The following is a 24,434-nucleotide window of genomic DNA, read 5'->3' on the forward strand; positions in this document are numbered from 1 at the left end:
CGTTGCGCCTGCTGCTGATCGCGGACACGCACCTGCCCAAACGGGCCAAGGCGCTGCCGGACGAGGTGTGGTCGCAGGTCGATGCGGCCGACGTGGTCTTCCACGCCGGTGACTGGGTCGAGCCCTACCTGCTCGACGAGCTGGCCGAGCGCAGCGCGCGGCTGATCGGCGTCCACGGCAACAACGACGGCGACGAGTTGCGGCGCCGGTTGCCGGAGGTGGCACGCGCGGAACTCGGTGGGCTGCGGTTCGCGATGGTGCACGAGACCGGCGCAGCGCAAGGCAGGGAGCGGCGTTGCGACAAGGCGTACCCGGACGTCGACGTGCTGGTGTTCGGGCACAGCCACATCCCGTGGGACAGCGTGACGCCGGCCGGGATGCGGCTGCTCAACCCCGGTTCGCCGACGGATCGGCGGCGGCAACCGCATTGCACCTACCTGACCGCCGACCTCACCGCCGGCGGCCTCGGCGAGGTGCAGCTGCACCGGCTGCCCGGGCGCGGGTGAGCCGCCCGTCCGGATCGTGCGGGTTCAGATCGTTCGGGGCCGCCCGGCCAGGAATCCGATCACGGTCTGCGCGGTGATGAAGCCGAGCACGGCGGTCAGCGAGGCCGACCAGCTGCCGGTGATCTCGTGCAGCACGCCGAACAGGAACGGGCCCACCGAGGCGACGACGTAGCCGATGCTCTGCGACATGGCCGACAACTGGCCGGTGTCGGCGGTGTTGGTGGTGCGCAGCGAGATCAGCGCCAGTGCGAGCGAGATCGCGCTCACGCTCACGCCGATCAGCAGCGCCCACAGCAGCGGCGCCGCCAGCGGTGCGAGCAGCAACCCGAGCACACCGGCCAGCGGCGGCACCCCCATCAGCACCGCCCACCAGGACTGCCCGCGGGTCCGGGTCACGAGCGGCGGCAGCACCATGTTGATCGGCACGCCGACCAGCAGCAGCACCCCCATCAGCACGCCGACCGTGGTCGCGTCCATCCCGGCGCCCTTGAACACCTCGGGCAGCCAGCCCATCACGATGTACGCGGTGGTCGACTGCAGGCCGAAATAGCCGGTGACCAGCCAGGCGAGCGGGCTGCGCAGCATCGAACGCATGCCGGTCCCGGGCTCGGCCGCGGCCACCGTCCTGCCGGTGCGGCGACTGCCGGGCACCCACACGAGCAGCGCCGCCAGCGCCAGCACCATCCAGGTCGCCAGCGCTAGCCGCCAGCTGCCGACGAGCGAGTCCAGCCAGGGCGTGACCGCCGATCCGGCGGCACTGCCTGCGGCCAGCGCCGTCGTGTACAGCCCGGTCGCGGCGCCGACCCGGTTCGGGAAGGACTCCTTGACCACCACCGGGATCAGCACGTTGCACATCGCGATCGCCACGCAGGCCAGCACGGTCCCGCCCAGCAGCACCCACGATCCGCCGAGCACGCGGACCACCAGCGAGACCGTCAGCAACGCCAGCGAACCGCCGACGACGGGGTTCATGCCCCAACGCCGGGACAGCACCGGTGCGGCCAGCGCCGCGACACCGAAGCACAGCGTGGGCACCGCGGTCACGACGCTGGCCCACGTGCTGCTCGCGCCGACCGAGTCGCGCACTTCGCCGAGGATCGAGCTGAGGCTGGTCACGGCGGGACGCATGTTCGCCGAGGCCAGCGCCACTCCCGCCAGCAGCAGCGCGCCTCCTGCCAACGCGCGGTGCCGGGTGTTGACCACGTTCTCCGCGGCGCCCTCGTTCGGCAGCGCTTCGGCCCGGGACAGCGGTCCGGAACCGTCGGTGGTGCTGGCATCCTGGGCCGCCACGTCGCGGTTCCCGCGATCGTGGGCGTGCTGGGTGTGCGACTCGGCAGACATCGCCACCTATTCTGTCAAACGTAGGATGTTCGGACGAAAGGATGTCCCCTTGCCTCTGGTCAACACCCAGCGAACCGGGTTGGTCGACCAGGTCATCGCGCAGATGCGCGAACTGGTCAGCTCCGGCGAGTGGCCGCTCGGCCGGCGCATCCCCACCGAGGCCGAACTGGTCACCGCGCTCGGCGTCGGCCGCAACACCGTCCGCGAGGCGGTGCGCGCGCTCGCGCACGCGGGACTGCTCGAGGTCCGGCAGGGCGACGGCACGTTCGTCCGGGCCACCAACGAGCTCTCCGGCGCGGTGCGCAGGCTGTACGGCTCGGAACTGCGCCAGATCCTGGAAGTGCGCCGCGCGCTGGAAGTGGAAGCCGCCCGGCTGGCCGCCACCGCCCGCACCGACGAGGACCTCGCGGAGCTGGAAACCCTGCTGGCCGCCCGCGACGAGGCCGCGGCAGGCCGGGACCGCGAACACTTCAGCGCCGCCGACACCCGGTTCCACCTGCGGATGGTGGCCGCCTCGCACAACCCGGTGCTGATCGGGCTCTACGACGGGGTCAGCGAGGCGGTGCAGTCCAGCGTGGCGACCACGCACGACCCGGCGCAGCCGCCGCCCGTGTCGCACACCGCGCTGCTCGACGCGGTGCGCGCGGGCGAACCGGAGCGGGCCGCGGGCGAGGCTTGCGGGTTCCTGGAAGAACTGCTGGCGGAGATCGGCGCTCAGCCGGAGCAGCCGGCGTCCCCGTAGTCCAGCTGCCCCCAATCGGGCTGCCCGTAGTCGGTGCCCACGTCGAAGACCTCGCCGGCCGCTTCACCACCGACGGGCGCCGTCCGCGGAATCGGCACGTCGCAGCACCGCCGACGGGGCACCGAACCGGGTGATCACGATCTCCTCGCCGGACTCGGCCCGGTCGAGCAGCTCGGGCAGCCGCGCCTGCGCTTCCTCCGCGGAGAATCGGGTGCTCATGACGCAGACGCTACGCCCGTGGAGATCCTCCCGGCACCGCATTCGGTCCGATCACCGGCATCCCGGCGGGCGCACCGCCGTCGAGCAGCTTGCGCAGCGCACCGGTGTCCAGGTGCCGCTCGACCAGATCGCCGAGCAGGTCGAGCTGGGCTTCGCGCAGCGCGGCGAACGAGGTGCCCGCGGCGACGGCGAACCCGTCCCGGCCGGACCGCTCGGCCGCGAACGCGAGGAACCGGCGGCGGAACGCGTCGTTCTCGAACAGCCCGTGCCAGTGCGTGCCGCCGACCGACCCGGCCAACGCGCCCTCCGGAACACCTTCGTCCGAGGTCAACAGCGGTTCCAGCGCGTCGCCCCTGCGCACCGGCAGGCCGTGGTGGATCTCGTAGCCGGAAACGGGTTCGCCGAACGCGGTGCCCGCGGGCCGCCGCAGCGTCTTCTCCGGCGCGAACTCGATCTCCAGGTCCAGCAGGCCGAGGCCGTCGACTACTCCCCCACCGGATTCGACCTCGTCGACGATGCGCCCCGACAGCATCTGGAAACCGCCGCAGATGCCGAAGACCGGCAGTCCCGCCCGCGCGTGCGCGAGCACCGCGTCGGCCAGGCCGGTGCGGTGCAGCCAAGCCAGGTCCTCGACGGTCGCCTTCGACCCGGGCAGCACGACCAGATCCGCGTCGGTGAGCCGCGAAGGCTCGGTGACGAACCGGACGGCCACCCCCGGCTCCGCGGCCAGCGCCTCGATGTCGGTGGCGTTGGAGATGCGCGGCAGCTTCGGCACCGCGACCCGCAGCCACTGGTCACCGCGCGGCGGCTGCGGCCTGCCGACGACACCGTCGGCCACGTAGGACAGCGAATCCTCCGCGTCCAGCCACAACTCCTCGGCCCACGGCAGCACGCCCTGCACCGGACGGCCGGTCAGCGCCCGCACCTGTTCCAGACCGGGTTCCAGCAGCGCCGGATCGCCCCGGAACTTGTTGATCACGAACCCGCTGACCAGCGCTTGATCGGCGGCGTCCAGCAGCGCCAAGGTGCCGTAGAGCGAGGCGAACACCCCGCCGCGGTCGATGTCGCCGACCACCAGCACCGGTAGTTCCGCGGCCCGGGCCAAGCCCATGTTCGCGATGTCGGTGGCCCGCAGGTTGATCTCCGCGGGCGAGCCGGCGCCTTCGCAGATGACGTGGTCGTACTCGCCGCGCAGCTGCTCCAGCGTCGCCGCCACGGTTTCCAGCAGCGCGGCCTTGCGCTGCCGGTAGGACAGCGCGGTCACCGAACCGTCCGCCCGGCCCAGCACCACGACCTGCGAACTCCGGTCGCCGCCCGGCTTGAGCAGCACCGGGTTGTAGCGCACCGACGGCTCCAGCCCGCAGGCCGCGGACTGCACGGCCTGCGCCCGGCCGATCTCGCCGCCGTCCGGGCACACCACCGAGTTGTTCGACATGTTCTGCGCCTTGAACGGCGCCACCCGGGCCCCGGCGCGGGCCAGCCACCGGCAGATCCCGGCGACCACGACGCTCTTGCCCGCGTCCGAGGTGGTCCCGGCGACCAGCAGCCCGCTCACGGCAGGGTGAGGATCTCGTTGCCGTCCTCGGTGATCAGGATGGTGTGCTCGAACTGGGCGGTCCAGCTCTTGTCCCGGGTGGTCACCGTCCACTCGTCGTCCCACATGTCGTACTCGTGGGTGCCGAGGGTGATCATCGGCTCGATGGTGAACGTCATGCCCGGTTCCAGCACGGTCTGCACCGACGGCTCGTCGTAGTGCAGCACCACCAGGCCGCTGTGGAACGCGCGCCCGATGCCGTGCCCGGTGAAGTCGCGCACCACGCCGTAGCCGAAGCGCTTCGCGTAGGACTCGATGACCCGGCCGATGACGTTGAGCTGGCGCCCCGGCTTGGCCGCGCGGATGCCGCGCATCGTGGCCTCGTGGGTGCGCTCGACCAGCAGCTTCGCCTCCTCGGAGACGTCGCCTGCCAGGAAGGTGGCGTTGGTGTCGCCGTGCACGCCGCCGATGTAGCCGGTGACGTCGACGTTCACGATGTCGCCGTCCTCGATCACCGTCGAGTCCGGGATGCCGTGGCAGATCACCTCGTTCAGCGAGGTGCAGCAGGACTTCGGGAAACCGCGGTAGCCCAGCGTGGACGGGTAGGCGCCGTGGTCGACGAAGAACCGGTGCACCGCCTCGTCCACCTGGTCGGTGGTCGCGCCCGGCTGCACGGCCTTGCCCGCCTCTTCGAGCGCCTGCGCGGCGAGCTTGCAGGACTCCCGCATCGCGGCGATGACCTCGGGCGGCTGCACGTCCGGGTCGGTGTTGCGCTGCGGAGCGGGTTTGTCGACGTACTCGGGGCGCTGGATCGACGCCGGCACCGGCCGACGGGGGGTCTGCACTCCTGGCTGCAACGGGGCTCGTACCGGCATGTCCTCACTCTAGAACGTGCGGTCACGGCCCGGTGGCGGCCGGGGGCGCACCGGGTGAACGGACCGTTCGCCCGGGCAGCGCCGGGCACCCCTGGCGCTCTCCCAAGCGAACGGAGCACTGAGCGAACGGACCGTTCGACCAATCTAGTGGGACGAACAGGCCGTTCACTCCCGGCAGGAGCACTGCGTGAACGGACCGTTCGACCAGGCTATTGGGGCGAACGGTCCGTTCACTCCTGGGGAAGTGCTAGCGGATCAAGGGGTGTTGGTCAGGAAGTTGTTCGCCACGTCCACCGCGGGGGTGGAGGAGCCCGCGTCGGTCAGCAGCACCGCGAAGGCCATGTCGCCGCGGTAGCCGACGAACCAGCCGTGCGAGTGCGTGCCGTCGCCGAACTGCGCCGTGCCGGTCTTGCCGAACACCTCACCGGCACCTGCGACGCCCTTGGCCGTCCCGTCGGTGACGACCTCGCGCATCATCGGCCGCAGCTGCTCCACCGTCTGCGGCGACAGCGGCTGCGGAGTCGAATCGGCCTTAGTCTGCTCGCCCTGGATCAGCTTCGGCGTGGGCATCGAACCGTTCGCCACGCTGGCCGAGGCCAGCGCCATCCCGAACGGGCTGGTAAGCACCTGCCCCTGCCCGAAACCGTTGGACGCGCGGCCGGTGATGTTCTGCCCGGGCGGGGCCTGTCCGGTGATCGTGGTGGCACCCGGCATCACGAAGTCCACGCCGACGCCGAGCTGCTGGGCCGTGTTCGTCAGCGTCTGCGCGGGCATGTCCACGGCCAGCTGCGCGAACGTGGTGTTGCAGGACTTGGCGAAGGCGGTGTGCAGCGGCACCATGCCGAGCGCGAAGTTCTTGTCGTTCGGCACCGTGCGGCCGTCGAAGACCTTGCTCGCCGGGCAGTCCACCGGCTGGTCCTTGGTCACCTTGCCGGTTTCCAGCCCGGCCGCCGCGGTGGCGATCTTGAACGTGGAGCCGGGCGGGAACTGGCCGGTCAGCGCGAGCGAACCCTGCGCGTCGGCCGGGTCGTTCTGCGCCACCGCCAGCACGTCGCCGTTGGACGGCCGCATCGCCACGACCATCGCGGCCTGCGGCACCGGCTGCACCGCCTGCTCGGCGGCCCGCTGCACCTGATCGCTGAGCGTGGTGCTCACCTGCGCGACCGGTTTCGGCGCTTGCTCCTGGAGCACCTGGGCGGGGGCGCCGTCCGCGTTCGCGGTCGCCACGCTCCAACCGGTGCCCGCCTTGACCTGCTCGTCGGCCTGCTTGGACACACCGGAGAGCACCTGCGAGGCGTAGCCGCGTTCCGGGGTCACCAGCTGCTGCTTGGCCGGGAACTGCACCCCGGGCAGGTCGTAGATCGCCGGGCGCACCCGCTCGTAGTCGGCCTGCCGCAACGAGATCACCGAGTACGGCTGCCCGGGCTTGGTCTTCGCGGCACCGTCCAAGATGGACTGCTGGGAGATCTCCGGCTCCACCGGCTTGATGCCGTCCGCGAGCTGCGCGGCCACGCCGGGCAGGTCCCCGGCCGCCTGCGGGTCCAGGTTGACGTTGACGATCTGCTCCGGGGTCATCAACGGCTTGCCGTCGCGGTCGAGCACCGGCTCGGGCTGCGGCGGCTGCTCGTTGAGCGTCAGCGCCTGGCCCGGCCCGAGCTTGGGGTGCAGCACCGACGGCTCCCAGTGCACCTTGTAGCCCTGGTCGGTGTCGGCGAGGCGCATGTGGCCCTCGTACTCGAAAACCCGGCCGCCGCCGAGGTCCCAGGTCGCGTAGAACTTGACCGAGGCGGGGTTCGGGCCCTCGCCTTCGCTCACGTTGCGCACCTCGGTCCGCACGCCCTGCGGGTGCAAGTTGGTCCACGAGCGTTCAAGCGTCTGCTGCGCCTGTCCCGGCGCGTCGGTGCGCCCCGCGGCGGCCGCGGCGTCCCCGGCCGAGAGCGATCCGAGGAACGACGTGGCGACGTCATGGGCGGACGGGCCGGAGTCGAACGCGCCGCAGCCCGCGAGGGGCACCGCCAGCGCCAGCCCGGCCAGTGCGGTCACGGCTCGCGAGGTCCGCGGGTAGAAGATCCGGGAGGAAATCACGTGGGAAGTATGCCGAAGGGGTACGACCGTTCCGGGCGCCCACCCACCGTCAGATCATCCGGTCCCGGCACCGGCCGCAGGCGTTGAGCCGATCGTCGCCGGGCACTCCCGCTTCGCCTGGGCCGAACGGCGCAGCACAGCACCCGCCGGTACGCCTTGGTGCGGGGTCTCCCGCGGAAGAAAGGATTCAGAACAGCACCGTGCTGAACGTGCCCAGTTGGTGGAAGCCCACCTTGCCGTAGGCCACCCTCGCGGAGACGTTGAAGCCGTTCACGTACAGGCTCGCGGTGCGCCCCAGACCGCGCACGAGGCGGTCCGCGATGGCCGCCGTTCCCGCGGTGCCGAGCCCCGAGCTGCGCCGGTCCGGATGCACCCACACGCCCTGGATCTGCCCGACCGAGCGGGACATCGCCCCGATCTCGGCCTTGAACACGACCTCACCGCCGTCGAACCGGGCGAACGCGCGACCGGCGGCGATCAGCTCCGCAACGCGCGCCCGGTAGCCCGCGGCGCCGCCGTCGCGGGAGGGGTCGACGCCGACCTCCTCGGTGAACATCGCCACCGCCGCGGGCAGGTACCGGTCCAGCTCCTCCGGGCGCACCTGCCGGACCAGCGGATCCGGTCGCACCAGCGGCGGGCCGGACAGCACCATCAGCGGCTGCTGCTCACGCACCTCGCGCGCGGGGCCCCACTGCCCGGCGAGCTCGTCCCACAGCGCCAGCACCTGCTCGGACGGGCCGACCAGCGACGAGCACACCCGGCGGCGCCGCAGCACCCGATCGGCGAACGCGCGCATCGCCTCCGGGCCGCCAGCCAGCGGGATGAGGTTGACCCCGGAGAAGCACAGCCCGTCCAGCCCGCTGCCGTAGCCCCAGACCTCACCGCCCAACCGGCTCGGCCGCAGCCCGGCGGCTTCCACGCGGGAAGCGACCATGCAGGCCGCGACCGGGTCCCGCGCCAGCGCCGTGTGGACACTGGCCGCGTCCCGGTCCTCCAACAGGCGGGCACCGACGAGCTTGAGCACGGCTAAAAGAGTGCCAGAAGACCCCGCGTCCCGGCTCCCCTACCCGGTGTGCGCAGCGCAATCCGAACGTGGATCAGCCGACCGGCGCAGGTGCGGCCGACTGCACGCGCAGCAGTCGCCACCGTCCGTGTCGCCACCCACGTTCGATCGATCGGCGTCACCGCGACGGCGAATTGCTCCAGCGACCGGTTCAAAAACCAGCGCAACGGAACGGCCCCGCCGAGCAATGCACCTCGGCGGGGCCGTGCGGCAATGTCCGCGGGCGATGTCCGCGCAGCCGCGCGATCAACCGACGGTGACGACCGGGTCGCCTTCGCCTTCCGGAGTCTCCTCCATGTCCTCGGCGATGCGCTGCGCCTCTTCGATCAACGTCTCCACGATCTTCGCCTCCGGCACGGTCTTGATGACCTCGCCCTTGACGAAGATCTGGCCCTTGCCGTTGCCGGAGGCCACCCCGAGGTCGGCCTCCCTGGCCTCGCCCGGCCCGTTGACGACGCAGCCCATCACGGCCACCCGCAGCGGCACCTCCATGCCTTCCAGGCCCGCGGTGACCTCGTCGGCGAGCTTGTAGACGTCGACCTGCGCGCGGCCGCAGGACGGGCAGGAGACGATCTCCAGCTTGCGCGGGCGCAGGTTCAGCGACTGCAGGATCTGCGCGCCGACCTTGACCTCCTCGACCGGCGGCGCGGACAGCGAGACCCGGATGGTGTCGCCGATGCCCTGGCGCAGCAGCGCGCCGAAGGCCACCGCGGACTTCACGGTGCCCTGGAACGCCGGACCGGCCTCGGTCACACCCAGGTGCAGCGGGTAGTCGCACTGCTCGGCGAGGATCTCGTAGGCGCGCACCATCACGACCGGGTCGTTGTGCTTGACCGAGATCTTGATGTCGTTGAAGTCGTGCTCGGCGAACAGGCTCGCCTCCCACAGCGCCGACTCGGCCAGCGCCTCGGGCACCGCCTTGCCGTACTTCTTCATCAGCCGCGGGTCCAGCGAGCCGGCGTTGACCCCGATCCGGATCGGCGTGCCGTGGTCCTTCGCGGCGTGCGCGATCTCCTTGACCTGGTCGTCGAACTTGCGGATGTTGCCCGGGTTGACCCGCACGCCCGCGCAGCCCGCCTCGATCGCGGCGAAGACGTACTTGGGCTGGAAGTGGATGTCGGCGATGACCGGGATCTTGGACTTCTGCGCGATCGCGGGCAGCGCTTCGGCGTCGTCGGCGCTGGGGCAGGCCACCCGGACGATGTCGCAGCCCGAGGCGGTGAGCTCGGCGATCTGCTGCAGCGTGCCGTTGATGTCGGTGGTGTTGGTGGTGGTCATGCTCTGCACGGAGATGGGGTGTTCACTGCCCACCCCGACCGCGCCGACCTGCAACTGGCGGGTCTTGCGCCGTTCGGCCAGCACCGGGTCCGGAGCGCCGGGCATTCCCAGGTCGACGGTCATCGATTCCTCTCCACCTCTACGACGGGTGCGCTGACTGGTTCCGCCCTCACGGGCCGGTTTCGCGGGGCCGGTAGCCACCGATGGGCTGCGCCTGCCGGTGCCGGCGACTGCGCCGGGACCGGCTGTCCGCCGGGGCCGCGATGCTCCCGGCCGGCCGGTGACGGCGGAGCCGTCCCGCTCCCACGATACCGATCGTCTCTCACCCGGCTGGGCAAGGTTCGGCACTGATTTGATCACCGGCAGTGATCGACATTGCTCCGTCAGTGGCCCGCCCGCCTGCGGAGACGCGCTGTTCACCCGCCGTTGTCCGCGCGTGAACAGCGGCCTCCGCGCTAGAGGAACGTGACCGGATTGACCACGTCGGCGACCAGCACCAGCAACGAGTAGGCGATGAACACCAGCGTCACGCCGTAGGCCAGCGGCATCAGCCGCGCCGTGTCGAACGGACCCGGGTCGGGCTTGCGAACCAGCTTCGCCAACCCGCGCCGGATCGACTCCCACAGCGCACCCGCGATGTGCCCACCGTCCAGCGGCAGCACCGGCAGCATGTTCATCACGAACAGCGAGAGGTTCACCGCGGCCAGCAGCTGCAGCAGGATGATCAGCCGGGCGCCCACCGGGGCCTGGTCCATCGACAGCACCTCGCCGCCGAGCCTGCTCGCACCCACGATCCCCACCGGGGAATCCTTCGACCGCTCCTCGCCGCCGATCGCGCTGACCAGGCCGGGAACGCGCTGCGGCAGCTCCACGACCTTCTGCGCGGTGAGGGTCACGAACCCGCCGATGGTGCGCGCCACCCCGCCGACGTCCTGGCGCACGTAGACCTGCGTGGGTGAGAGCCCGAGGAACCCGACCCGCTCGGTCTCGTCCGGGTTCCGCAGCGACGGCCGCTCGTCCTGGATGAGGTTCGCCCGCAGCGGCACCTCTTGCCCGCCGCGCTCCACGACCACCGGGACGGAGCCGGAGGACTCGCGGATCGCGAGCTGCAACTGGTTCCACGAGTCGTAGCGGCGGCCGTTGAACTCGACGATCTTGTCGCCCTGCTGGAACCCGGCGGCGGCCGCCGGGGACGGCGGAGCGCCGGGCGGGCAGCTGCCGGTGTCCTTGGTGTCCGCGGCCACCACGCACTCGCTGACCGTGTTGACGGTGGTCGTCGGCTGCGGAGTGCCGTAGCCCATCAGGATCCCGGCGAAGATGGCCACCGCGAGGATCAGGTTCATGAACGGTCCCGCGGCCATCACGATGATCCGCTTCCACGGCTTGCGCTGGTACATCTGCCGGTGCGCGTCCTGCGGCGGAACCTCTTCGGCGTCCGCCTCGCGCGCGTCCTCGATCATCGCGCGCCACGGCGAGGACGATGCGGTGCGCCCGTACTCCTCGTCCCGCTTCGGCGGGAACATGCCGATCATCCGGATGTAGCCGCCCAGCGGGATCAGCTTCACCCCGTACTCGGTGTCCCCGCGCTTGCGGGAGAACACGGTCCGGCCGAAGCCGACCATGTACTGCGTGACCTTGATGCCGAACATCTTCGCGGTGAGCAGGTGCCCGAGCTCGTGCCAGGCGATGGACAGCAGCAGCCCGAAGAAGAAGATCACGATGCCAACGACGATCAGCATTTACCGCACCTCCGCGACCAGCTCGCGAGACTTCATCCGCGCCCACTCCTCGGCTGCGAAGACCTCTTCGACGCTGCGCGGCGCGTCGTGCCAGTCGTCGGCGGCGGCCAGCGTCCGCTCGACAGTCTGCACGATGGACGTGAAACCGGTGTCACCTCGGACGAACGCGGCCAGCGCTTCCTCGTTGGCCGCGTTGTAGATGGCGGGCAGGCAACCGCCGGTGCTGCCCGCGTGCCTGGCCAGCGACACCGCGGGGAAAACGTCGTCGTCCAGCGGCTCGAACGTCCACGCGGAGGCTTCGGTGAACGACAGCGCGGGCGCGGCCCCGGCGATCCGCCGCGGCCAGTCCAGGCCCAGCGCGATCGGCAGCCGCATGTTCGGCGGGCTGGCCTGCGCCAGCGTGGAACCGTCCACGAACGTCACCATCGAGTGCACGATCGACTGCGGGTGCACCACCACGTCGATCCGCTCGTAGTCGACGCCGAACAACAGGTGCGCCTCGATCAGTTCCAGGCCCTTGTTCATCAGCGTCGCCGAGTTGATCGTGACGACGTCGCCCATGTTCCAGGTCGGGTGCGCCAGCGCCTGCTGCAGCGTGACGCCCTCCAGGTCTTCCTTGGTGCTCCCGCGGAACGGGCCGCCGGAGGCGGTCAGCACCAGCTTGTCGACCTCGTGGCCCCGGCCGCCCACCAGGCATTGCGCGAGCGCGGAGTGCTCGGAGTCCACCGGCACGATCTGCCCGGGCGCGGCCGCGGCCAGCACCAGCGCGCCGCCCGCGACCAGCGATTCCTTGTTCGCCAGTGCCAGCTTCGCGCCGGACTCCAGCGCGGCCAGCGTCGGGCCCAGTCCCCGCGACCCGTCCACCGCGTTGAGCACCACGTCGGCCGGGGTGCTGCGCACGATCTCGGTGGCGGCCTCCGGGCCCGCCAGCAGCCGCGGCAGCTTGAACTCGCCGGTCGAGTAGCCGAGCCGCTGCGCCTCGGCGTAGAGCGCGAGCTGCACGTCCTCCGCCGCGGTCCCCTTGCCAACCGCGACCGCTTCGACCCCGAATTCCAGGGCTTGCGCGGCCAGTGCGCCCGGGTCGCTGCCGCCGGCGGCCAGGCCGGCTACGCGGAACCGGCCGGGATCGTTCCGGATCACCTCCAGCGCCTGGGTGCCGATCGAGCCGGTCGAGCCCAGGATGAGCACGGTGCGCGGCTCTCCCGCCCCCTGCTCGTTCGTCGCCGACACGCTCGTTGCCGCCGGACCGCCGGGTGCGCCGCCGCGGGCGCTGGCCGGCTCGCCAGGAGTGGGGGTCGCGGTGTTCATCGCCGCCATTGTCCCCGAAGCAGGTGAGCGCCGGACGCTCGCGGTGCGCGACGCCACGCGCGGCGGCAGGATCGCGGGGGTCAGTCCCGGTCGTCCGGCCGATGACCGGGCTGAACGTCGTGCGGCGACGTCGTGCCGCCGACCGATTGGGGCGCTGCGCCCCGGTCCACTCCCAGGGCGCTGCGGAACGGGTTCGCTCCCGTTCCGCAGTGCTGTTTCCGGGCTCGGGTCAGCCGCGGCGAGCCTTCGCCGACCTCCGCGGACCCGGATGCGATTCCCGCCACCGCGCCGCCCGGCCGTTCGCCCCGGTGTGCGAAGATGAACGCGCGTGACCAGGGGTCGCGTGCAGGTGCAGGCGCAACCGACCTCGTGGCCGGTTGGGACGCAGGAGGGCCACGTGGCGAGCACGGAACTCGAGACCAAGCCCGGCCAGGACGTCGATCCGGCGGACGAGCCGTCGGCCGAGTGGGGCTGGCACGGCGGCTTTCCGAAGGCCACCCAGGTCGCGGGCTGGTTCACCGTGTTCGCGCTGCTGATCATGCTGCACGGCAACCACCAGGGCATCCTCAGCGGCGGCAGCGGGTTCAAGACCGAGGACATCTGGCTGATCGTGCTGGCGGCGGGAGTCGCGGTCGGGCTGCTGTTCGACCTGCGCCGGAAGCGCACCGCCTGGCGCCGCTGATCCGCCCTCCGCGGCGCTTCCCGGACGTCTCCGCAGGTGGTCGCCCGATCGGGTAGCTCGGGCAAGTACTAGCTTTCGGCCCGTGGGGGATATACCGGAGGCACAACTGCACCGGCGGGTGCGGGAGCAACTGGGTCCGGCCGCGGAGAACTTGGCCGGGCTGATCGGTTCCCGCGCGCGGAACCGGGTGCCGCCCGCGCTGCTGGCCGCACCGGTGGGCGTCGATCCACGCGGGCTCTGCCACGAACTCGATCGCCTCAGTGCGCTTCGCGCGCTGCAACTGCCGCTGGGATTCCTCGGAGAATCGGACGGCGCGCCGCGGCTGGAGCAGCTCAACGCGCTGTTCGGCGATGTCGAACGGCTCGACCGGCTGCGTGCGCTGGAGCTTCCGGACGAAATGTTCGACGGCGTGCCGGACGCCACGATCGATTGCTGGCGGCATCGGGCGCTGACCGGCCTGCACCTCGAACCCGCCGCCGCGCGGTTGTCGCTGCTGGCCGCGCTGTGCTGGTGCAGGCAGGCGGAACTCGCCCAGGAGCTGCTGCTCGTGCTGCTGGCGATGATCGAACAGCTGCATTCCCGCGCGCTCGCGCGGCTGCACCGGACAAGTGCCGAGTCCCGCGAGCGCGTCTTGCTGCGGCTCGTGGATTCGACCGCGCACGGGCGGTCGGAGCGCTTCTCGTCGATCGGTCCCGGACTGCGCGACCTGCTGCGCGAGGCGGATGCGAGCGCAGGCGCCCGGAACTCGCGCACGGCGCTGCACACCTCCTACTCCTCGGATTACCGGCAGGTGGTCGAGCCGCTGCTGCGCGCACTGGAGTTCCGCTGCTCCGATGACCGCTGCTGGCCCCTGCTGGCCGCGCTGGGAGAGCTGCTCGGCGGCGGCACGCAGGTTTGGGGCGACGACCGCTACTACTCCGCCGATCAGAAGATTCCGGTGCGCGGCGTCGTCCCGCACGGCTGGCGCGAGGTGCTGGTGGATGAGCGCGGCCGCATCGAGCGGGTCGCCTACGAGCTGTGCGTGCTGATCAGGTTGCACGAGGCCGTGACGCGCGGCGAGATCACGGTGCCGTGGGCGGCCGCAGCACCGGGTCTGCCGGGCGGCCGCGTCATCTGGCCACCGGAGGCACCGGCCCAGCTGGGCACCGCGGGCGAGATCGTCCCGGCTCGCCCCGGCTGACCGCGATCATCCCGTCACGTGGTGTCCCCTTGCGCTCACCCGCGGTCGACCAATAGACGTGTGCGCATGAACCACGTGCCGCTCGACCCGTTCTGGCCGTCGCGGCGCATGTCCCTTTTCGACCAGGCGTGTCCTTGGGCCGCGCTTGTCGTGCGCGGCCGCCTCCGAACGTGATCCAGCCCGCCCCGGCGGGAAGCATGAACAGGAGGGACACCATGTCGGTCACCGACGAACTGCTCAAGAACAACGAGTCCTACGCCGCCGGGTTCTCCGGTCCGCTGCCGCTGCCCCCTGCCAAGAAGGTGGCCGTGCTGGCGTGCATGGACGCGCGACTGGACGTCTACCGCGCGCTCGGGCTCGCCGAAGGCGAAGCGCACGTCATCCGCAACGCGGGCGGCGTGGTCACCGCCGACGAGATCCGCTCGCTGGCGATCAGCCAGCGGCTGCTCGGCACCGAGGAGATCATCCTGATCCACCACACCGACTGCGGGATGCTGACCTTCACCGACGACGAGTTCACCGCCGCGATCCAGCAGGACGTGGGCGTCGAACCGGACTGGTCACCGGAGTCGTTCGGCGACCTCGAAACCGATCTGCGGCAATCCGTGCAGCGCATCCTGACCAGCCCGTTCATTCCGAAGAAGGATTCCGTGCGGGGCTTCGTGTTCGACGTTGCAGACGGGCGGCTGGGCGAGGTGAGCTGAGACCGCCCGGAGCCGGCCGGGCAGCGCGGTGCGAGGGGAAGGGGCGCTGTCCGGCCGGCGCGGACCCGACACCGGTCGGGGGTGTCGGCATCGGGCCGGCCCGGGCGGGGGTTTCGTGGGAGTTCCGCGAGGGCCGCGATCACCAGGGTGATCTCGCGCTGGACGGTTTTCCAGAGTCCCAACCCGACCGATGGACACCCCTTGCACGGGGCTCGGCGAACCGCTCCGCGATCATGCGGACGAGCCAGGCGAGCGCCTTCGCTTCCGGCGAAACACGCAGGTCAGAAACGCAATGGCGAAATGCCGGGCGGACCCGCCGGAGCAACCGCCGACGCTTCGTGATCAGCTCGTGATCCGTTGCCCGGAGCGGACCGGATCATCCGTAGTGATGAAGCCGCGGCCACCCGGCCGTTGCTCGCGCCGCGCTCGGCCGATCCCGGGTCGCAGCGCGCCTGGTCCGCGCGCTCGGGAACCCTCGTCGCCCGGTGGGCGCTCAGCCCTCCGCGGCCAACTGCCCGCAGGCCGCGGAGATCTCCTGCCCGCGGGTGTCGCGGACGGTGCACGGCACTCCGGCCGCCCGGACGCGGCGGACGAACTCGCGCTCCACCGGTTTCGGGCTCGCGTCCCACTTGCTGCCCGGAGTCGGGTTCAGCGGGATCAGGTTGACGTGCGCGAACTGCCCGAGGTGCCGGTGCAGCAGCTTGCCGAGCAGGTCCGCGCGCCAGCCCTGGTCGTTCATGTCCCGGATCAGCGCGTACTCGATCGAGACCCGGCGCCCGGTGTTGTCGGCGTAGCCGCGCGCGGCCTCCAGCACCTCGGCCACCGGCCAGCGGTTGTTCACCGGCACCAGCGTGTCGCGCAGCTCGTCGTCCGGAGTGTGCAGCGAGACCGCGAGCGTGACGTGCAGGTTCTCCGCGGTCATCTTCCGGATCGCCGGGGCGAGGCCCACCGTGGAGACGGTGACCGAACGCTGCGACAGCCCCAGCCCATCCGGCGCGTCGTCGCAGATCCGGTGCACCGCGTCGAGCACGCGCTTGTAGTTCGCCAGCGGCTCGCCCATGCCCATGAACACCACGTTCGACAACCGGCCCGGGCCGCCCGGAACCTCGCCGTCGCGCAGCATCGCCGCGGCGGTGCGGACCTGGTCGACGATCTCGGCGGTGGACAGGTTGCGCTGCAGACCGCCCTGCCCGGTGGCGCAGAACGGGCATGCCATGCCGCAGCCCGCCTGGCTGGAGATGCACACCGTCGCCCGCTCGGGATAGCGCATCAGCACGCTTTCGATCAGCGTGCCGTCGTGCGCGCGCCAGAGCGTCTTGCGGGTGGTGCCCTCGTCGGTGTCCACGGTGCGGACCTGGCTCAGCAGCGTGGGCAGCAGGTCCGCGCCGAGCTTGGCCCGGCTGGCCGCGGGGATGTCGGTCATCGACTCGACGTCGGCGTTGAGCCTGCCGAAGTAGTGGTTCGCGAGCTGCCGCGCCCGGAACGGCTTCTCCCCCGCCTCGCCCACGGCGGTGCGACGTTCCTCGGCCGACATGTCGGCGAGGTGGCGAGGTGGCATACCGCGCTTCGGCGCGTCGAAGACCAGCGGGAGTGAAGTCGACATAGCGCTCACCATTCTCCCACGGCGGAATCCGGGGCCGGAGACCGAGTCCACTGGTCAGCGCGGCTTCGCGGGCGTAATGTTTCGGTGTGCCGAAACTCGGACTGCCGATATGGCGAAAACGCGGCCGGCGCTGCGCGGCCGCGCTCATCGCCCTGCTGGCCGCAGCACCGCTGTTGACCGGCTGCGGCACCGGCCTGCGCCTGCCCGACGACGGACGGCGCACCGTGGTCACCACGTTCACCGTGCTCGCGGACATGACCCGCGCCGTTTCCGGCGGGGTGCTGCCGGTCGAATCGATCATCAAGCCCGGGGCCGAGGTGCACGGCTACGAGCCGACTCCGAGCGACATGCTCAGCGCGGCCAGGGCCGATGTGGTGCTGGACAACGGGCTCGGCCTGGAGAGCTGGTTCCAGCAGTTCGTGCAGCGCAGCGAGGCCAGGCACGTGACGCTCAGCCGCGGCGTCGAGCCGATCCCGATCCGCGCGGCCGGACAGCAGGGCGCGCCCAACCCGCACGCCTGGATGTCCCCGCGCAACGCCAAGAGCTACGTCGCGAACATCCGGGACGCGCTCACCCGCATCGAACCGGCGCACGCGGAGACGTTCCGGCGCAACGCCGCGGACTACACCCGGCGCATCGACGAGATCGAGCAGTACCTGCGCACCGAGCTCGGCAAGCTGCCCGAGCAGCAACGCGCGCTGGTGACCTGCGAAGGCGCCTTCTCGTACCTGGCCAGGGACGTCGGACTGCGGGAGGACTACCTCTGGCCGGTCAACAGCGACTCCGAAGGCACCCCGCAGCAGATCAAGAACACCACCCGGCTGGTGCGCGACCAGCGCGTCCCCGCGGTGTTCTGCGAATCCACCGTGAACGACAAGGCCCAGCAGCAGGTGGCGGCCGAGACCGGCGCGCGGATGGGCGGCACGCTCTACGTGGACTCGCTGTCCGAACCCGGCGGGCCGGTGCCCACCTACCTCGACCTGCTGCGCCACGACGCGGAAACCATCGTCGGCGGGCTCTCCGGAGGTGCTCGATGAGCGTCCACGCCCAGCACGTGACCGTGCGCTACCGGGACACCCTGGCCCTCGACGACGTCACCGTCGAGGTCGGTGCGGGCAAGGTCTGCGGGCTGCTCGGGGTCAACGGTTCCGGCAAGTCCACCCTGTTCAAGTCCCTGATGGGGCTGGTCCGCCCGGACCGCGGCGAGATCGGGCTGCTCGGCATGGAACCGAGACGCGCCCGCGCGCGGAGCCTGGTCGCCTACGTGCCGCAGTCCGAGGCGGTGGATTGGACGTTCCCGGTCACCGTCGCCGACGTGGTGATGATGGGCCGCTACGGGCGGCTCGGGCCGATGCGGCGACCGAAGTCCGCCGACCGCACGGCGGTGGCCGCCGCGCTCGCCCGCGTGGGGCTGACCGAACTGGCCCGCAACCCGATCGGCGCGTTGTCGGGCGGCCAGCGCAAACGGGCCTTCGTGGCGCGCGGCATCGCGCAGGAGGCGCAGCTGCTGCTGCTCGACGAACCGTTCGCGGGTGTCGACAAGGGTTCCGAGGCGGTGCTCAGCGAGCTGCTGCGCGGACTGCGCGACGACGGCCGGACGATCATGATCTCCACCCACGACCTCGCCGCGGCGCCCGCGCTGTGCGACGAGGCGGTGCTGCTGCACCAGCGCGTCCTCGCGCACGGCCCGGTCGCCGAGGTGCTCGCGCCGGAGACCCTGGCCCGCACCTTCGGCGTCCCGGAAGGAACCCGATGAACGTGCTGATCTGGCTGGCCGAACCGCTGCAGTTCGGCTTCATGCAACGAGCGCTGCTGGTCAGCGTGGTCGCCGCGCTGGTGTGCTCGGTGCTGTCCTGCTGGGTGACGCTGATCGGCTGGTCGCTGCTGGGCGACGCCGTCTCGCACGCCGTGCTGCCCGGTGTCGTGCTCGCCTACGTGCTGGCGCTGCCGTTCTCGGTGGGCGCGTTCCTGTTCGGCGGGCTCGCGGTCGCGCTGATCGGCGCGGTGCGCAACACGACCCGGCTCAAGGGCGACGCGGCGATCGGCGTGGTGTTCACCGGGCTGTTCGCGCTGGGCATCGTGCTGATCTCGCGCATCCCCAGCCAGGTCGACCTCAACCACATCCTGTTCGGCAACGTCCTCGGCGTCACCGACTCGGACATCCTGCAAGTGCTGGTGATCAGCGCGATCACGCTGCTGGTGGCGGTCATCATGCGGCGCGACATCACGCTCTACGCCTTCGACCCCACGCACGCGCACGCCATCGGGCTCAATCCGAAGCGCATCGGGGCCGTGCTGCTGACCATGCTCGCCCTGACCGTGGTCGTGGCATTGCAAGCCGTCGGGGTCATCCTGGTCACCGCGATGCTGATCACGCCGGGAGCGACGGCGTTCCTGCTCACCCGCCGGTTCCCGGCGATGCTGGGCACCGCATCGGGGCTGGCGGTGTTCAGCGGGATCGCGGGCACCTACCTCAGCTTCCACCTGGACACCTCCACCGGAGGGATGATCGTGGTCTGCCAGGCGGCGCTGTTCCTGCTCACCTACCTGTTCGCACCCGCGCAAGGGTTGCTGTGGGAAGCGGTGCGCCGGCGCAGGCGGGCAGCGCCGGTCGTGGCCGAATAGTCCACTCACCCGGGGCGGTGGAGGTCTCCTATCGTGGAAACCATGACAAGCATGGCCGAGCGCCCGTCGCCGTCCGTCGAGGACTACGTCCGGGCGATCTACGGGCTCAGCGAACGCGGGGTCGCGGTGACCAACGCGACGCTGACCCAGCGGCTGGGCCTGAGCCCGTCCTCGGTCTCCGGGATGATCACCAAGCTGGCCCAGCTCGGACTGGTCACGCACATCCGGTACCGCAGCGTCGAGCTCACTCCGGACGGCCGCCGACTGGCCTACGACGTGCTGCGCAGGCACCGGCTGATCGAACTGTTCCTGGTGGAGGAGCTGGACTACACCTGGGACGAGGTGCACACCGAAGCCGACGCGCTGGAGCACGCCGTCTCCGACGACCTCGTCGCGCACATCGCCGCGAAGCTCGGCCACCCCACGCACGACCCGCACGGCGACCCGATCCCCACCGCCGACGGAGACGTGGAGAAACCCGCGACCCGGCTGCTGGACCAAGTCGAGCCGGGCACCGTCGGCACCATCGCGCGGGTCTGGGACACCGATTCGGAGCTGCTGCGCTACCTGACCGACCACGGCATGACCCTCGGTGCGCGCATCGAGGTCGTGGAGCGCAAACCGTTCGGCGGCCCGCTGGTGGTGCGGATCGGAGAACCGCCGGAGGCGGAGACGCACTTCCTCGGCAGCGAGATCGCCGCCACGCTGTCCATCCGCACCTGAGCTCGGCGAGTCCGCGAACGGCCGACCCGGAAGCGGTTCAGCAAGCCCGGCGCTGCTCGTCCGAAGTGGACACCGGTTCCTCGGCCGTGTCCGGTTCGGCGGTCTCCTCGGTATCGGCAGATTGCTGGGAACCTGCGGCTTGCTGGGAATCTGCGGGCTCCGCGCCGTAGAGCTGCTCGGCGAGCAGCACCCCGTGCAGCTCATCGGTGCGATGCGCGCCGAGCACCGCCAGCAGCAGATCGAAGCGGTGATCCGTGAGCACCACCGCGACGTAGGCGAACCCGATCAGGCCGCCGAACACCAGCATCGACACCCAGACCACGGAGACCTCCTGCACCAGCAGGACCACCGCGACCGCCAGCACCAGGCCGGAGGCGAACGCCGTCGCCCTGGTCAACGCGACCTGCCGCAGCAGCGAGCGGAACGCCGGGTGCTGGCGGGACAACTCGCGCACCAGGCGGGAACGTTCCTTGCGGTCCATCTGCGCGACCTGGCTCAACCCCGCGGTCACCGGTTTGCCCGCGTGAAAGGCCATGCGTTCCCTCCTTCGCGCAAGTCGCTCGGTGCCCGTGCCGCGCTGAGCGCTCGGTTTCAACGTCGCGCTGAGCGCTCGGTTTCAGTTCGTCCGAAGCGCCGGGTGTCCGCCTCCGCGCCGAGCGCTGGGTGCGCCCGCCGCAGCGGTGGCACCGCACCGCCGCGGCGCACAACAACGCCCGCGCTGCGCAGCACCGCCGAGGTGTCGGCACCGGCCGCACGCGGGCACACTCCGTGATCCATCCAAGTCGATCACGCAGCGCGCGCCCGAAGCAAGGCGGCATTCGGGGGCGTTCGCGTTGCGGAAGAAGCACTGAAACGTAACGGCTCACCGGCCGGGATCCGGCCTTGATCGGCCGGTCGGCTGCAGTTCCGAACCGGACAGGAAACCGTCTCACTCTGAGTGATCAAGCGGCGCGGAACCGGCTCAGCGGCTGCGGAGCAGCCCCACCGGCCGACGCCGGACCCGCAGTCGGTAACCGACCTCGAACGCGCAACCGGTGACCTGGCGCGCCGCACGCCGCGCGACCTTCGGCGAGAACTCGATGCCCAGCACCGCCTCCAGCTCGGCCCGCGCGTCGAACCGCCATTCGCTGCGCACCCCGACGCTGTCGAAACCGCGCCGCTGGAAGAACGACTCCACCGCGACCGGGTCGTAGTGCGGCGCGTCGGCGCGCATCCAGTCGCCGTACGGCGGGCAGGCCGCGTCCAAATCGATGATCGCGAGCGTGCCGCCGGGACGCAGCACCCGCTCAGCCTCCGCCAATCCGGGCTCGCAGCCGGGGCCGAAGAAGTATGCCGTCCTGGCGTGCACCAGGTCCGCGCCCGCGTCCGCCAACGGCAGCCGCTGCGCCGGGGCCTGCCGCACGTCCACCCCCGCGCGTCCCGCGACCCGTTCTCGCGCCCGCCGCGCCAGCGGCGGATGCGGTTCGACGCCGACCACCGAACGGGCCGAAGCGGCGAACACCTCGAGGTGGAAACCGTCGCCGCAACCGATGTCCACCACGTCGCGGCCCGCCCAATCGCAGTGCCCGCGCAGCGCCTCCCACAGCGCGCCGGTCGAGTCCTGCGCCCGGTTCTCCAGCTCGTAGAGGTCCGGCCAGCGCCAGATGTTCGGACTCGGGGTGATCTTCGGCGCGGGCGGCGAATTCATTGCGGCAGCAGCCAGAACAGCACCATCCAGGCCACCACCGCCGACGGGAGCAGCGAATCCATCCGATCCATCAAGCCCCCGTGACCGGGCAGCAGGTTGCCCATGTCCTTGATCCCCAGATCGCGCTTGATCACCGACTCCATCAGGTCGCCCAGCGTTGCGCTGCACACCAGCGCGGCGCCGAACAACACGCCCTGCCACCAATGCCCGCCCAGCATCAGCGAGACCGACAGCCCGCCCGCGACGGTGCCGGTCAGCATCGAGCCCGCGAAACCCTCCCAGGACTTCTTCGGGCTGATCGAGGGAGCCATCGGGTGCTTGCCCAGCAGCACCCCGGCCGCGTAGCCGCCGGTGTCCGAAGCGACCACGCCGATCATGAAGCACAACGCGCGGAACGCCCCGTCCTCCGGCACCGCGAGCATCGCCGCGAACGCCGCGAACATCGGCACATAAGCAGCGGTGAGCACCGAAGCCGACACGTCGCGCAGATAACCGTCCACGCCCAGCCGGAACCGCCACGCCAGGCAAGCCAGCGTGGTGATCGCGAAACCGACCAGCAAACCGCGCAGGCCGAACGGCCAGGACAACCACACCATCAGCTGGCCACCGGCCAGCACCGGCAGCAGCGAAACCCGGATGCCTGCGCCGCGGCGCAACGCGCCCGCCAGCTCCACGGTCGACACCGCCGCGGCCACCGCGACGATGCCGATGAACAACTGCCGCAACATCAGCAGCGACACGATGATCGCGGCGCCGAGCACCACGCCCACCGCGATCGCCGCGCGCAGGTCCCGGCCAGCCCGGGAAGGACGCGAGGGCGGGTCCGGTGCGGCAGCGGACATCCACGACTCACCTTCGCGCCGGCTGGTCGTCACCACGGCCCGCCAACGGCCGGCGCGCCGAAGGCGCGGGACCACGCGGCCACCGGGAGCGGGCGGCGGCCACCCGGCCACGCGGGCGCCACCGGCGAAGGCGGCCCGGCAGCCGCGAACCACAGTTGCAAGACAGCCTCTCAAACTTCGAGGAGCTCGGCTTCCTTGTGCTTGACCAGCTCGTCGATCTGGGCCGTGTAGCGGTGCGTGAGGTTCTCCAGCTCCTTCTCGCCGCGCGTGCCCTCGTCCTCACCGGCCTCGCCGTCCTTGACGATCCGGTCGAGCTCCTCCTTGGCCTTGCGCCGGATGCTGCGCACGCTGATCCGGCCCTCCTCGCCCTTCTGCTTGGCGAGCTTGGCCATCTCCTTGCGGCGCTCCTCGGTCATCTGCGGAATCGCGATCCGGATGAGCTGGCCGTCGTTGCTCGGGTTGACGCTCAGGTCGGAGTCGCGGATGGCCTTCTCCATCGCGCCCAGCTGGCTGGCGTCGTACGGCTTGATCACGACCAGCCGCGCCTCCGGCACGTTGATGCTGGCCAGTTGGTTCAACGGAGTCGGCGAACCGTAGTAGTCGACGACGATGCCGGAGAACATGGCGGGATTGGCACGGCCGGTGCGAACCGTGGCAAGGTCGTCCTTGGCCACCTGCACCGCCTTCTGCATCTTCTCCTCGCCTTCGAGAAGAGTCTCGTCGATCACGGCTGCTCCTTAAGGTGTGCCGGCCGATGTGCGCTGCTCGCCGCGCGGCGCTCCGGTGCCGCAGACGGCCCGATCAGGATCCCAGCACGCTCACACGGGCGCTGCGGCCGGGGTGCTGACCAGGGTTCCGATCTTCGCACCACGCACCGCGCGGGCGATGTTGCCCTCCTGCAGGAGGTTGAAGACCAGGATGGGCATCTGGTTGTCCATGCACAGGCTGAACGCGGTCGCGTCGGCGACCTTGAGCCCTCGCTCAAGAACCTCGCGGTGGCTGATGCTCTCGAACCGCTCAGCGGCCGGGTTGGTCTTGGGGTCCGCAGTGTAGACACCGTCCACCCCCTTGGCCATGAGCACCACCTCGCAGCCGATCTCCAGCGCACGCTGCGCCGCGGCGGTGTCGGTGGAGAAGTACGGCATCCCGGTGCCTGCGCCGAAGATGACCACGCGGCCCTTCTCCATGTGCCGGATCGCGCGGCGCGGGATGTAGGGCTCGGCGACCTGGCCCATCGTGATCGCCGACATCACGCGGGTGTCGATCTCGTGCTCGCGTTCCAGGAAGTCCTGCAGCGCCAGGCAGTTCATCACAGTGCCGAGCATGGACATGTAGTCGCCGCGGGCGCGTTCCATGCCGCGCTGCTGCAGCTCAGCGCCGCGGAAGAAGTTGCCGCCGCCGATGACGACGGCGACCTCGATGCCGCCGGCCACGACCTCGGCGATCTGCCGCGCGACGGTGCCCACCACGTCCGGGTCGACGCCGACCGCGCCGCCGCCGAACATTTCACCGCCCAGTTTGAGCAGCACACGCCCATAGCCGTCGTACGACAGGCCGTCGTCGGTCACTGGGTTCCTCCCGAGAGGCTGTTATTCCACGGTGCGCGCCGGGCATCGCGCGCCCTGCGCGAACGCCCCGCCCGCCGGTGCGGCGGAGACGGGGCGTACAACGTCGCCGCGCTCGCCGCCGGCGCTGCGG

At 71.0% G+C, this 24,434-nt stretch carries 24 protein-coding genes; 9 read left to right on the plus strand and 15 right to left on the minus strand.

Features of this window, described 5'->3' with window-relative positions; genetic code table 11:
- The first annotated feature begins 2 nt into the window (after positions 1-2).
- The gene (locus tag V1457_RS01140) at positions 3-506 is read left to right on the plus strand and encodes a metallophosphoesterase (RefSeq protein WP_338599253.1); all 504 of its coding nucleotides are present in this window, start codon (positions 3-5) and stop codon (positions 504-506) included.
- A gap of 24 nt (positions 507-530) precedes the next feature.
- Here the strand turns inward: V1457_RS01140 and V1457_RS01145 are convergent, their stop codons facing one another.
- Positions 531-1,847: an MFS transporter gene (locus V1457_RS01145; RefSeq protein ID WP_338599256.1), complete on the minus strand. Its 1,317-nt coding sequence runs from the start codon at positions 1,845-1,847 to the stop codon at positions 531-533.
- A 49-nt stretch (positions 1,848-1,896) separates the two neighbouring features.
- Here V1457_RS01145 and V1457_RS01150 point away from each other — a divergent pair, with 49 nt between their 5' ends.
- Entirely contained in the window at positions 1,897-2,589 is a 693-nt protein-coding gene (locus V1457_RS01150) for a FadR/GntR family transcriptional regulator (RefSeq protein ID WP_200070142.1), read from the plus strand.
- Positions 2,590-2,652: 63 nt separating this feature from the next.
- Here the strand turns inward: V1457_RS01150 and V1457_RS01155 are convergent, their stop codons facing one another.
- The 8 genes from V1457_RS01155 to dxr all read right to left on the minus strand — a co-directional run bounded on the left by V1457_RS01155 (position 2,653) and on the right by dxr (position 12,699).
- Positions 2,653-2,808 carry a type II toxin-antitoxin system prevent-host-death family antitoxin gene (locus V1457_RS01155; protein ID WP_338599259.1) on the minus strand — a complete coding sequence of 52 codons (156 nt, stop codon included), beginning with the start codon at positions 2,806-2,808 and terminating at the stop codon, positions 2,653-2,655.
- 10 nt (positions 2,809-2,818) lie between these two features.
- Entirely contained in the window at positions 2,819-4,363 is a 1,545-nt protein-coding gene (locus V1457_RS01160; RefSeq protein WP_338599262.1) for a cobyric acid synthase, read from the minus strand.
- Positions 4,360-5,217 carry a type I methionyl aminopeptidase gene (map, locus tag V1457_RS01165; protein WP_200070145.1) on the minus strand — a complete coding sequence of 286 codons (858 nt, stop codon included), beginning with the start codon at positions 5,215-5,217 and terminating at the stop codon, positions 4,360-4,362. Before map ends, V1457_RS01160 begins: the two co-directional genes overlap by 4 nt.
- A gap of 255 nt (positions 5,218-5,472) precedes the next feature.
- A complete protein-coding gene (locus V1457_RS01170) occupies positions 5,473-7,302 on the minus strand; it encodes a penicillin-binding transpeptidase domain-containing protein (protein WP_307850022.1) in 1,830 nt (609 codons plus the stop codon).
- Positions 7,303-7,489: 187 nt separating this feature from the next.
- Positions 7,490-8,326 carry a GNAT family N-acetyltransferase gene (locus V1457_RS01175; RefSeq protein ID WP_338599267.1) on the minus strand — a complete coding sequence of 279 codons (837 nt, stop codon included), beginning with the start codon at positions 8,324-8,326 and terminating at the stop codon, positions 7,490-7,492.
- A 285-nt stretch (positions 8,327-8,611) separates the two neighbouring features.
- Positions 8,612-9,766: a flavodoxin-dependent (E)-4-hydroxy-3-methylbut-2-enyl-diphosphate synthase gene (ispG, locus tag V1457_RS01180; protein ID WP_295145052.1), complete on the minus strand. Its 1,155-nt coding sequence runs from the start codon at positions 9,764-9,766 to the stop codon at positions 8,612-8,614.
- A gap of 332 nt (positions 9,767-10,098) precedes the next feature.
- A complete protein-coding gene (locus tag V1457_RS01185) occupies positions 10,099-11,382 on the minus strand; it encodes an RIP metalloprotease (protein WP_295145049.1) in 1,284 nt (427 codons plus the stop codon).
- Positions 11,383-12,699 carry a 1-deoxy-D-xylulose-5-phosphate reductoisomerase gene (dxr, locus tag V1457_RS01190; RefSeq protein WP_407074739.1) on the minus strand — a complete coding sequence of 439 codons (1,317 nt, stop codon included), beginning with the start codon at positions 12,697-12,699 and terminating at the stop codon, positions 11,383-11,385.
- Positions 12,700-13,087: 388 nt separating this feature from the next.
- Between dxr and V1457_RS01195 the strand changes: the two genes are divergently transcribed.
- The 3 genes from V1457_RS01195 to V1457_RS01205 all read left to right on the plus strand — a co-directional run bounded on the left by V1457_RS01195 (position 13,088) and on the right by V1457_RS01205 (position 15,256).
- Positions 13,088-13,372: a DUF2631 domain-containing protein gene (locus V1457_RS01195; RefSeq protein WP_200070150.1), complete on the plus strand. Its 285-nt coding sequence runs from the start codon at positions 13,088-13,090 to the stop codon at positions 13,370-13,372.
- Positions 13,373-13,454: 82 nt separating this feature from the next.
- On the plus strand, positions 13,455-14,552 hold the full coding sequence (locus V1457_RS01200) for a hypothetical protein (protein WP_200070151.1): 1,098 nt from the start codon (positions 13,455-13,457) through the stop codon (positions 14,550-14,552).
- 215 nt (positions 14,553-14,767) lie between these two features.
- Positions 14,768-15,256, plus strand: a complete 489-nt coding sequence (locus V1457_RS01205) for a carbonic anhydrase (protein WP_200070152.1) — start codon at positions 14,768-14,770, stop codon at positions 15,254-15,256.
- Between the two features lie 493 nt (positions 15,257-15,749).
- Here the strand turns inward: V1457_RS01205 and rlmN are convergent, their stop codons facing one another.
- The gene (rlmN, locus tag V1457_RS01210; RefSeq protein WP_200070153.1) at positions 15,750-16,859 is read right to left on the minus strand and encodes a 23S rRNA (adenine(2503)-C(2))-methyltransferase RlmN; all 1,110 of its coding nucleotides are present in this window, start codon (positions 16,857-16,859) and stop codon (positions 15,750-15,752) included.
- Positions 16,860-16,945: 86 nt separating this feature from the next.
- Between rlmN and V1457_RS01215 the strand changes: the two genes are divergently transcribed.
- Genes V1457_RS01215 through V1457_RS01230 form a run of 4 tightly spaced genes read left to right on the plus strand, consistent with a single transcriptional unit; the run spans position 16,946 to position 20,207 of the window.
- A complete protein-coding gene (locus tag V1457_RS01215; RefSeq protein WP_338599279.1) occupies positions 16,946-17,896 on the plus strand; it encodes a metal ABC transporter substrate-binding protein in 951 nt (316 codons plus the stop codon).
- The gene (locus V1457_RS01220; protein ID WP_200070154.1) at positions 17,893-18,615 is read left to right on the plus strand and encodes a metal ABC transporter ATP-binding protein; all 723 of its coding nucleotides are present in this window, start codon (positions 17,893-17,895) and stop codon (positions 18,613-18,615) included. Before V1457_RS01215 ends, V1457_RS01220 begins: the two co-directional genes overlap by 4 nt.
- Positions 18,612-19,484 carry a metal ABC transporter permease gene (locus V1457_RS01225; RefSeq protein ID WP_200070155.1) on the plus strand — a complete coding sequence of 291 codons (873 nt, stop codon included), beginning with the start codon at positions 18,612-18,614 and terminating at the stop codon, positions 19,482-19,484. Before V1457_RS01220 ends, V1457_RS01225 begins: the two co-directional genes overlap by 4 nt.
- A gap of 51 nt (positions 19,485-19,535) precedes the next feature.
- Positions 19,536-20,207, plus strand: coding sequence for a metal-dependent transcriptional regulator (locus V1457_RS01230; protein WP_374220942.1), 672 nt, complete (start codon positions 19,536-19,538; stop codon positions 20,205-20,207).
- Positions 20,208-20,244: 37 nt separating this feature from the next.
- Here V1457_RS01230 and V1457_RS01235 read toward each other — a convergent pair whose 3' ends face one another.
- The 5 genes from V1457_RS01235 to pyrH all read right to left on the minus strand — a co-directional run bounded on the left by V1457_RS01235 (position 20,245) and on the right by pyrH (position 24,304).
- Positions 20,245-20,742 carry a hypothetical protein gene (locus V1457_RS01235; RefSeq protein ID WP_338599283.1) on the minus strand — a complete coding sequence of 166 codons (498 nt, stop codon included), beginning with the start codon at positions 20,740-20,742 and terminating at the stop codon, positions 20,245-20,247.
- 426 nt (positions 20,743-21,168) lie between these two features.
- A complete protein-coding gene (locus V1457_RS01240) occupies positions 21,169-21,894 on the minus strand; it encodes a class I SAM-dependent methyltransferase (RefSeq protein WP_338599286.1) in 726 nt (241 codons plus the stop codon).
- A complete protein-coding gene (locus tag V1457_RS01245) occupies positions 21,891-22,736 on the minus strand; it encodes a phosphatidate cytidylyltransferase (protein ID WP_200070159.1) in 846 nt (281 codons plus the stop codon). The genes V1457_RS01240 and V1457_RS01245 overlap by 4 nt, the downstream gene beginning before the upstream one ends.
- 170 nt (positions 22,737-22,906) lie before the next feature.
- Positions 22,907-23,464, minus strand: coding sequence for a ribosome recycling factor (gene frr / locus V1457_RS01250; RefSeq protein WP_200070160.1), 558 nt, complete (start codon positions 23,462-23,464; stop codon positions 22,907-22,909).
- A 90-nt stretch (positions 23,465-23,554) separates the two neighbouring features.
- Complete coding sequence (gene pyrH / locus V1457_RS01255) at positions 23,555-24,304, minus strand: UMP kinase (RefSeq protein WP_200070161.1); 750 nt, start codon at positions 24,302-24,304, stop codon at positions 23,555-23,557.
- Positions 24,305-24,434: the final 130 nt, after the last annotated feature.

Origin of the sequence: Saccharopolyspora sp. SCSIO 74807, from assembly GCF_037023755.1 — a bacterium.
GTDB classification, from domain to species: domain Bacteria; phylum Actinomycetota; class Actinomycetes; order Mycobacteriales; family Pseudonocardiaceae; genus Saccharopolyspora_C; species Saccharopolyspora_C galaxeae.

What these genes read in the sequence shown, in the direction of transcription:
- dxr (WP_407074739.1), bottom strand. Translation starts at nt 12,699, where the DNA reads ATGGCGGCGATGAACACCGCGACCCCCACTCCTGGCGAGCCGGCCAGC.
- V1457_RS01230 (WP_374220942.1), top strand. Translation starts at nt 19,536, where the DNA reads ATGGCCGAGCGCCCGTCGCCGTCCGTCGAGGACTACGTCCGGGCGATC.
- map (WP_200070145.1), bottom strand. Translation starts at nt 5,217, where the DNA reads ATGCCGGTACGAGCCCCGTTGCAGCCAGGAGTGCAGACCCCCCGTCGG.
- ispG (WP_295145052.1), bottom strand. Translation starts at nt 9,766, where the DNA reads ATGACCGTCGACCTGGGAATGCCCGGCGCTCCGGACCCGGTGCTGGCC.
- V1457_RS01225 (WP_200070155.1), top strand. Translation starts at nt 18,612, where the DNA reads ATGAACGTGCTGATCTGGCTGGCCGAACCGCTGCAGTTCGGCTTCATG.
- V1457_RS01155 (WP_338599259.1), bottom strand. Translation starts at nt 2,808, where the DNA reads ATGAGCACCCGATTCTCCGCGGAGGAAGCGCAGGCGCGGCTGCCCGAG.
- V1457_RS01205 (WP_200070152.1), top strand. Translation starts at nt 14,768, where the DNA reads ATGTCGGTCACCGACGAACTGCTCAAGAACAACGAGTCCTACGCCGCC.
- V1457_RS01220 (WP_200070154.1), top strand. Translation starts at nt 17,893, where the DNA reads ATGAGCGTCCACGCCCAGCACGTGACCGTGCGCTACCGGGACACCCTG.
- V1457_RS01245 (WP_200070159.1), bottom strand. Translation starts at nt 22,736, where the DNA reads ATGTCCGCTGCCGCACCGGACCCGCCCTCGCGTCCTTCCCGGGCTGGC.
- V1457_RS01235 (WP_338599283.1), bottom strand. Translation starts at nt 20,742, where the DNA reads ATGGCCTTTCACGCGGGCAAACCGGTGACCGCGGGGTTGAGCCAGGTC.
- V1457_RS01240 (WP_338599286.1), bottom strand. Translation starts at nt 21,894, where the DNA reads ATGAATTCGCCGCCCGCGCCGAAGATCACCCCGAGTCCGAACATCTGG.
- V1457_RS01185 (WP_295145049.1), bottom strand. Translation starts at nt 11,382, where the DNA reads ATGCTGATCGTCGTTGGCATCGTGATCTTCTTCTTCGGGCTGCTGCTG.
- V1457_RS01145 (WP_338599256.1), bottom strand. Translation starts at nt 1,847, where the DNA reads ATGTCTGCCGAGTCGCACACCCAGCACGCCCACGATCGCGGGAACCGC.
- rlmN (WP_200070153.1), bottom strand. Translation starts at nt 16,859, where the DNA reads ATGTCGACTTCACTCCCGCTGGTCTTCGACGCGCCGAAGCGCGGTATG.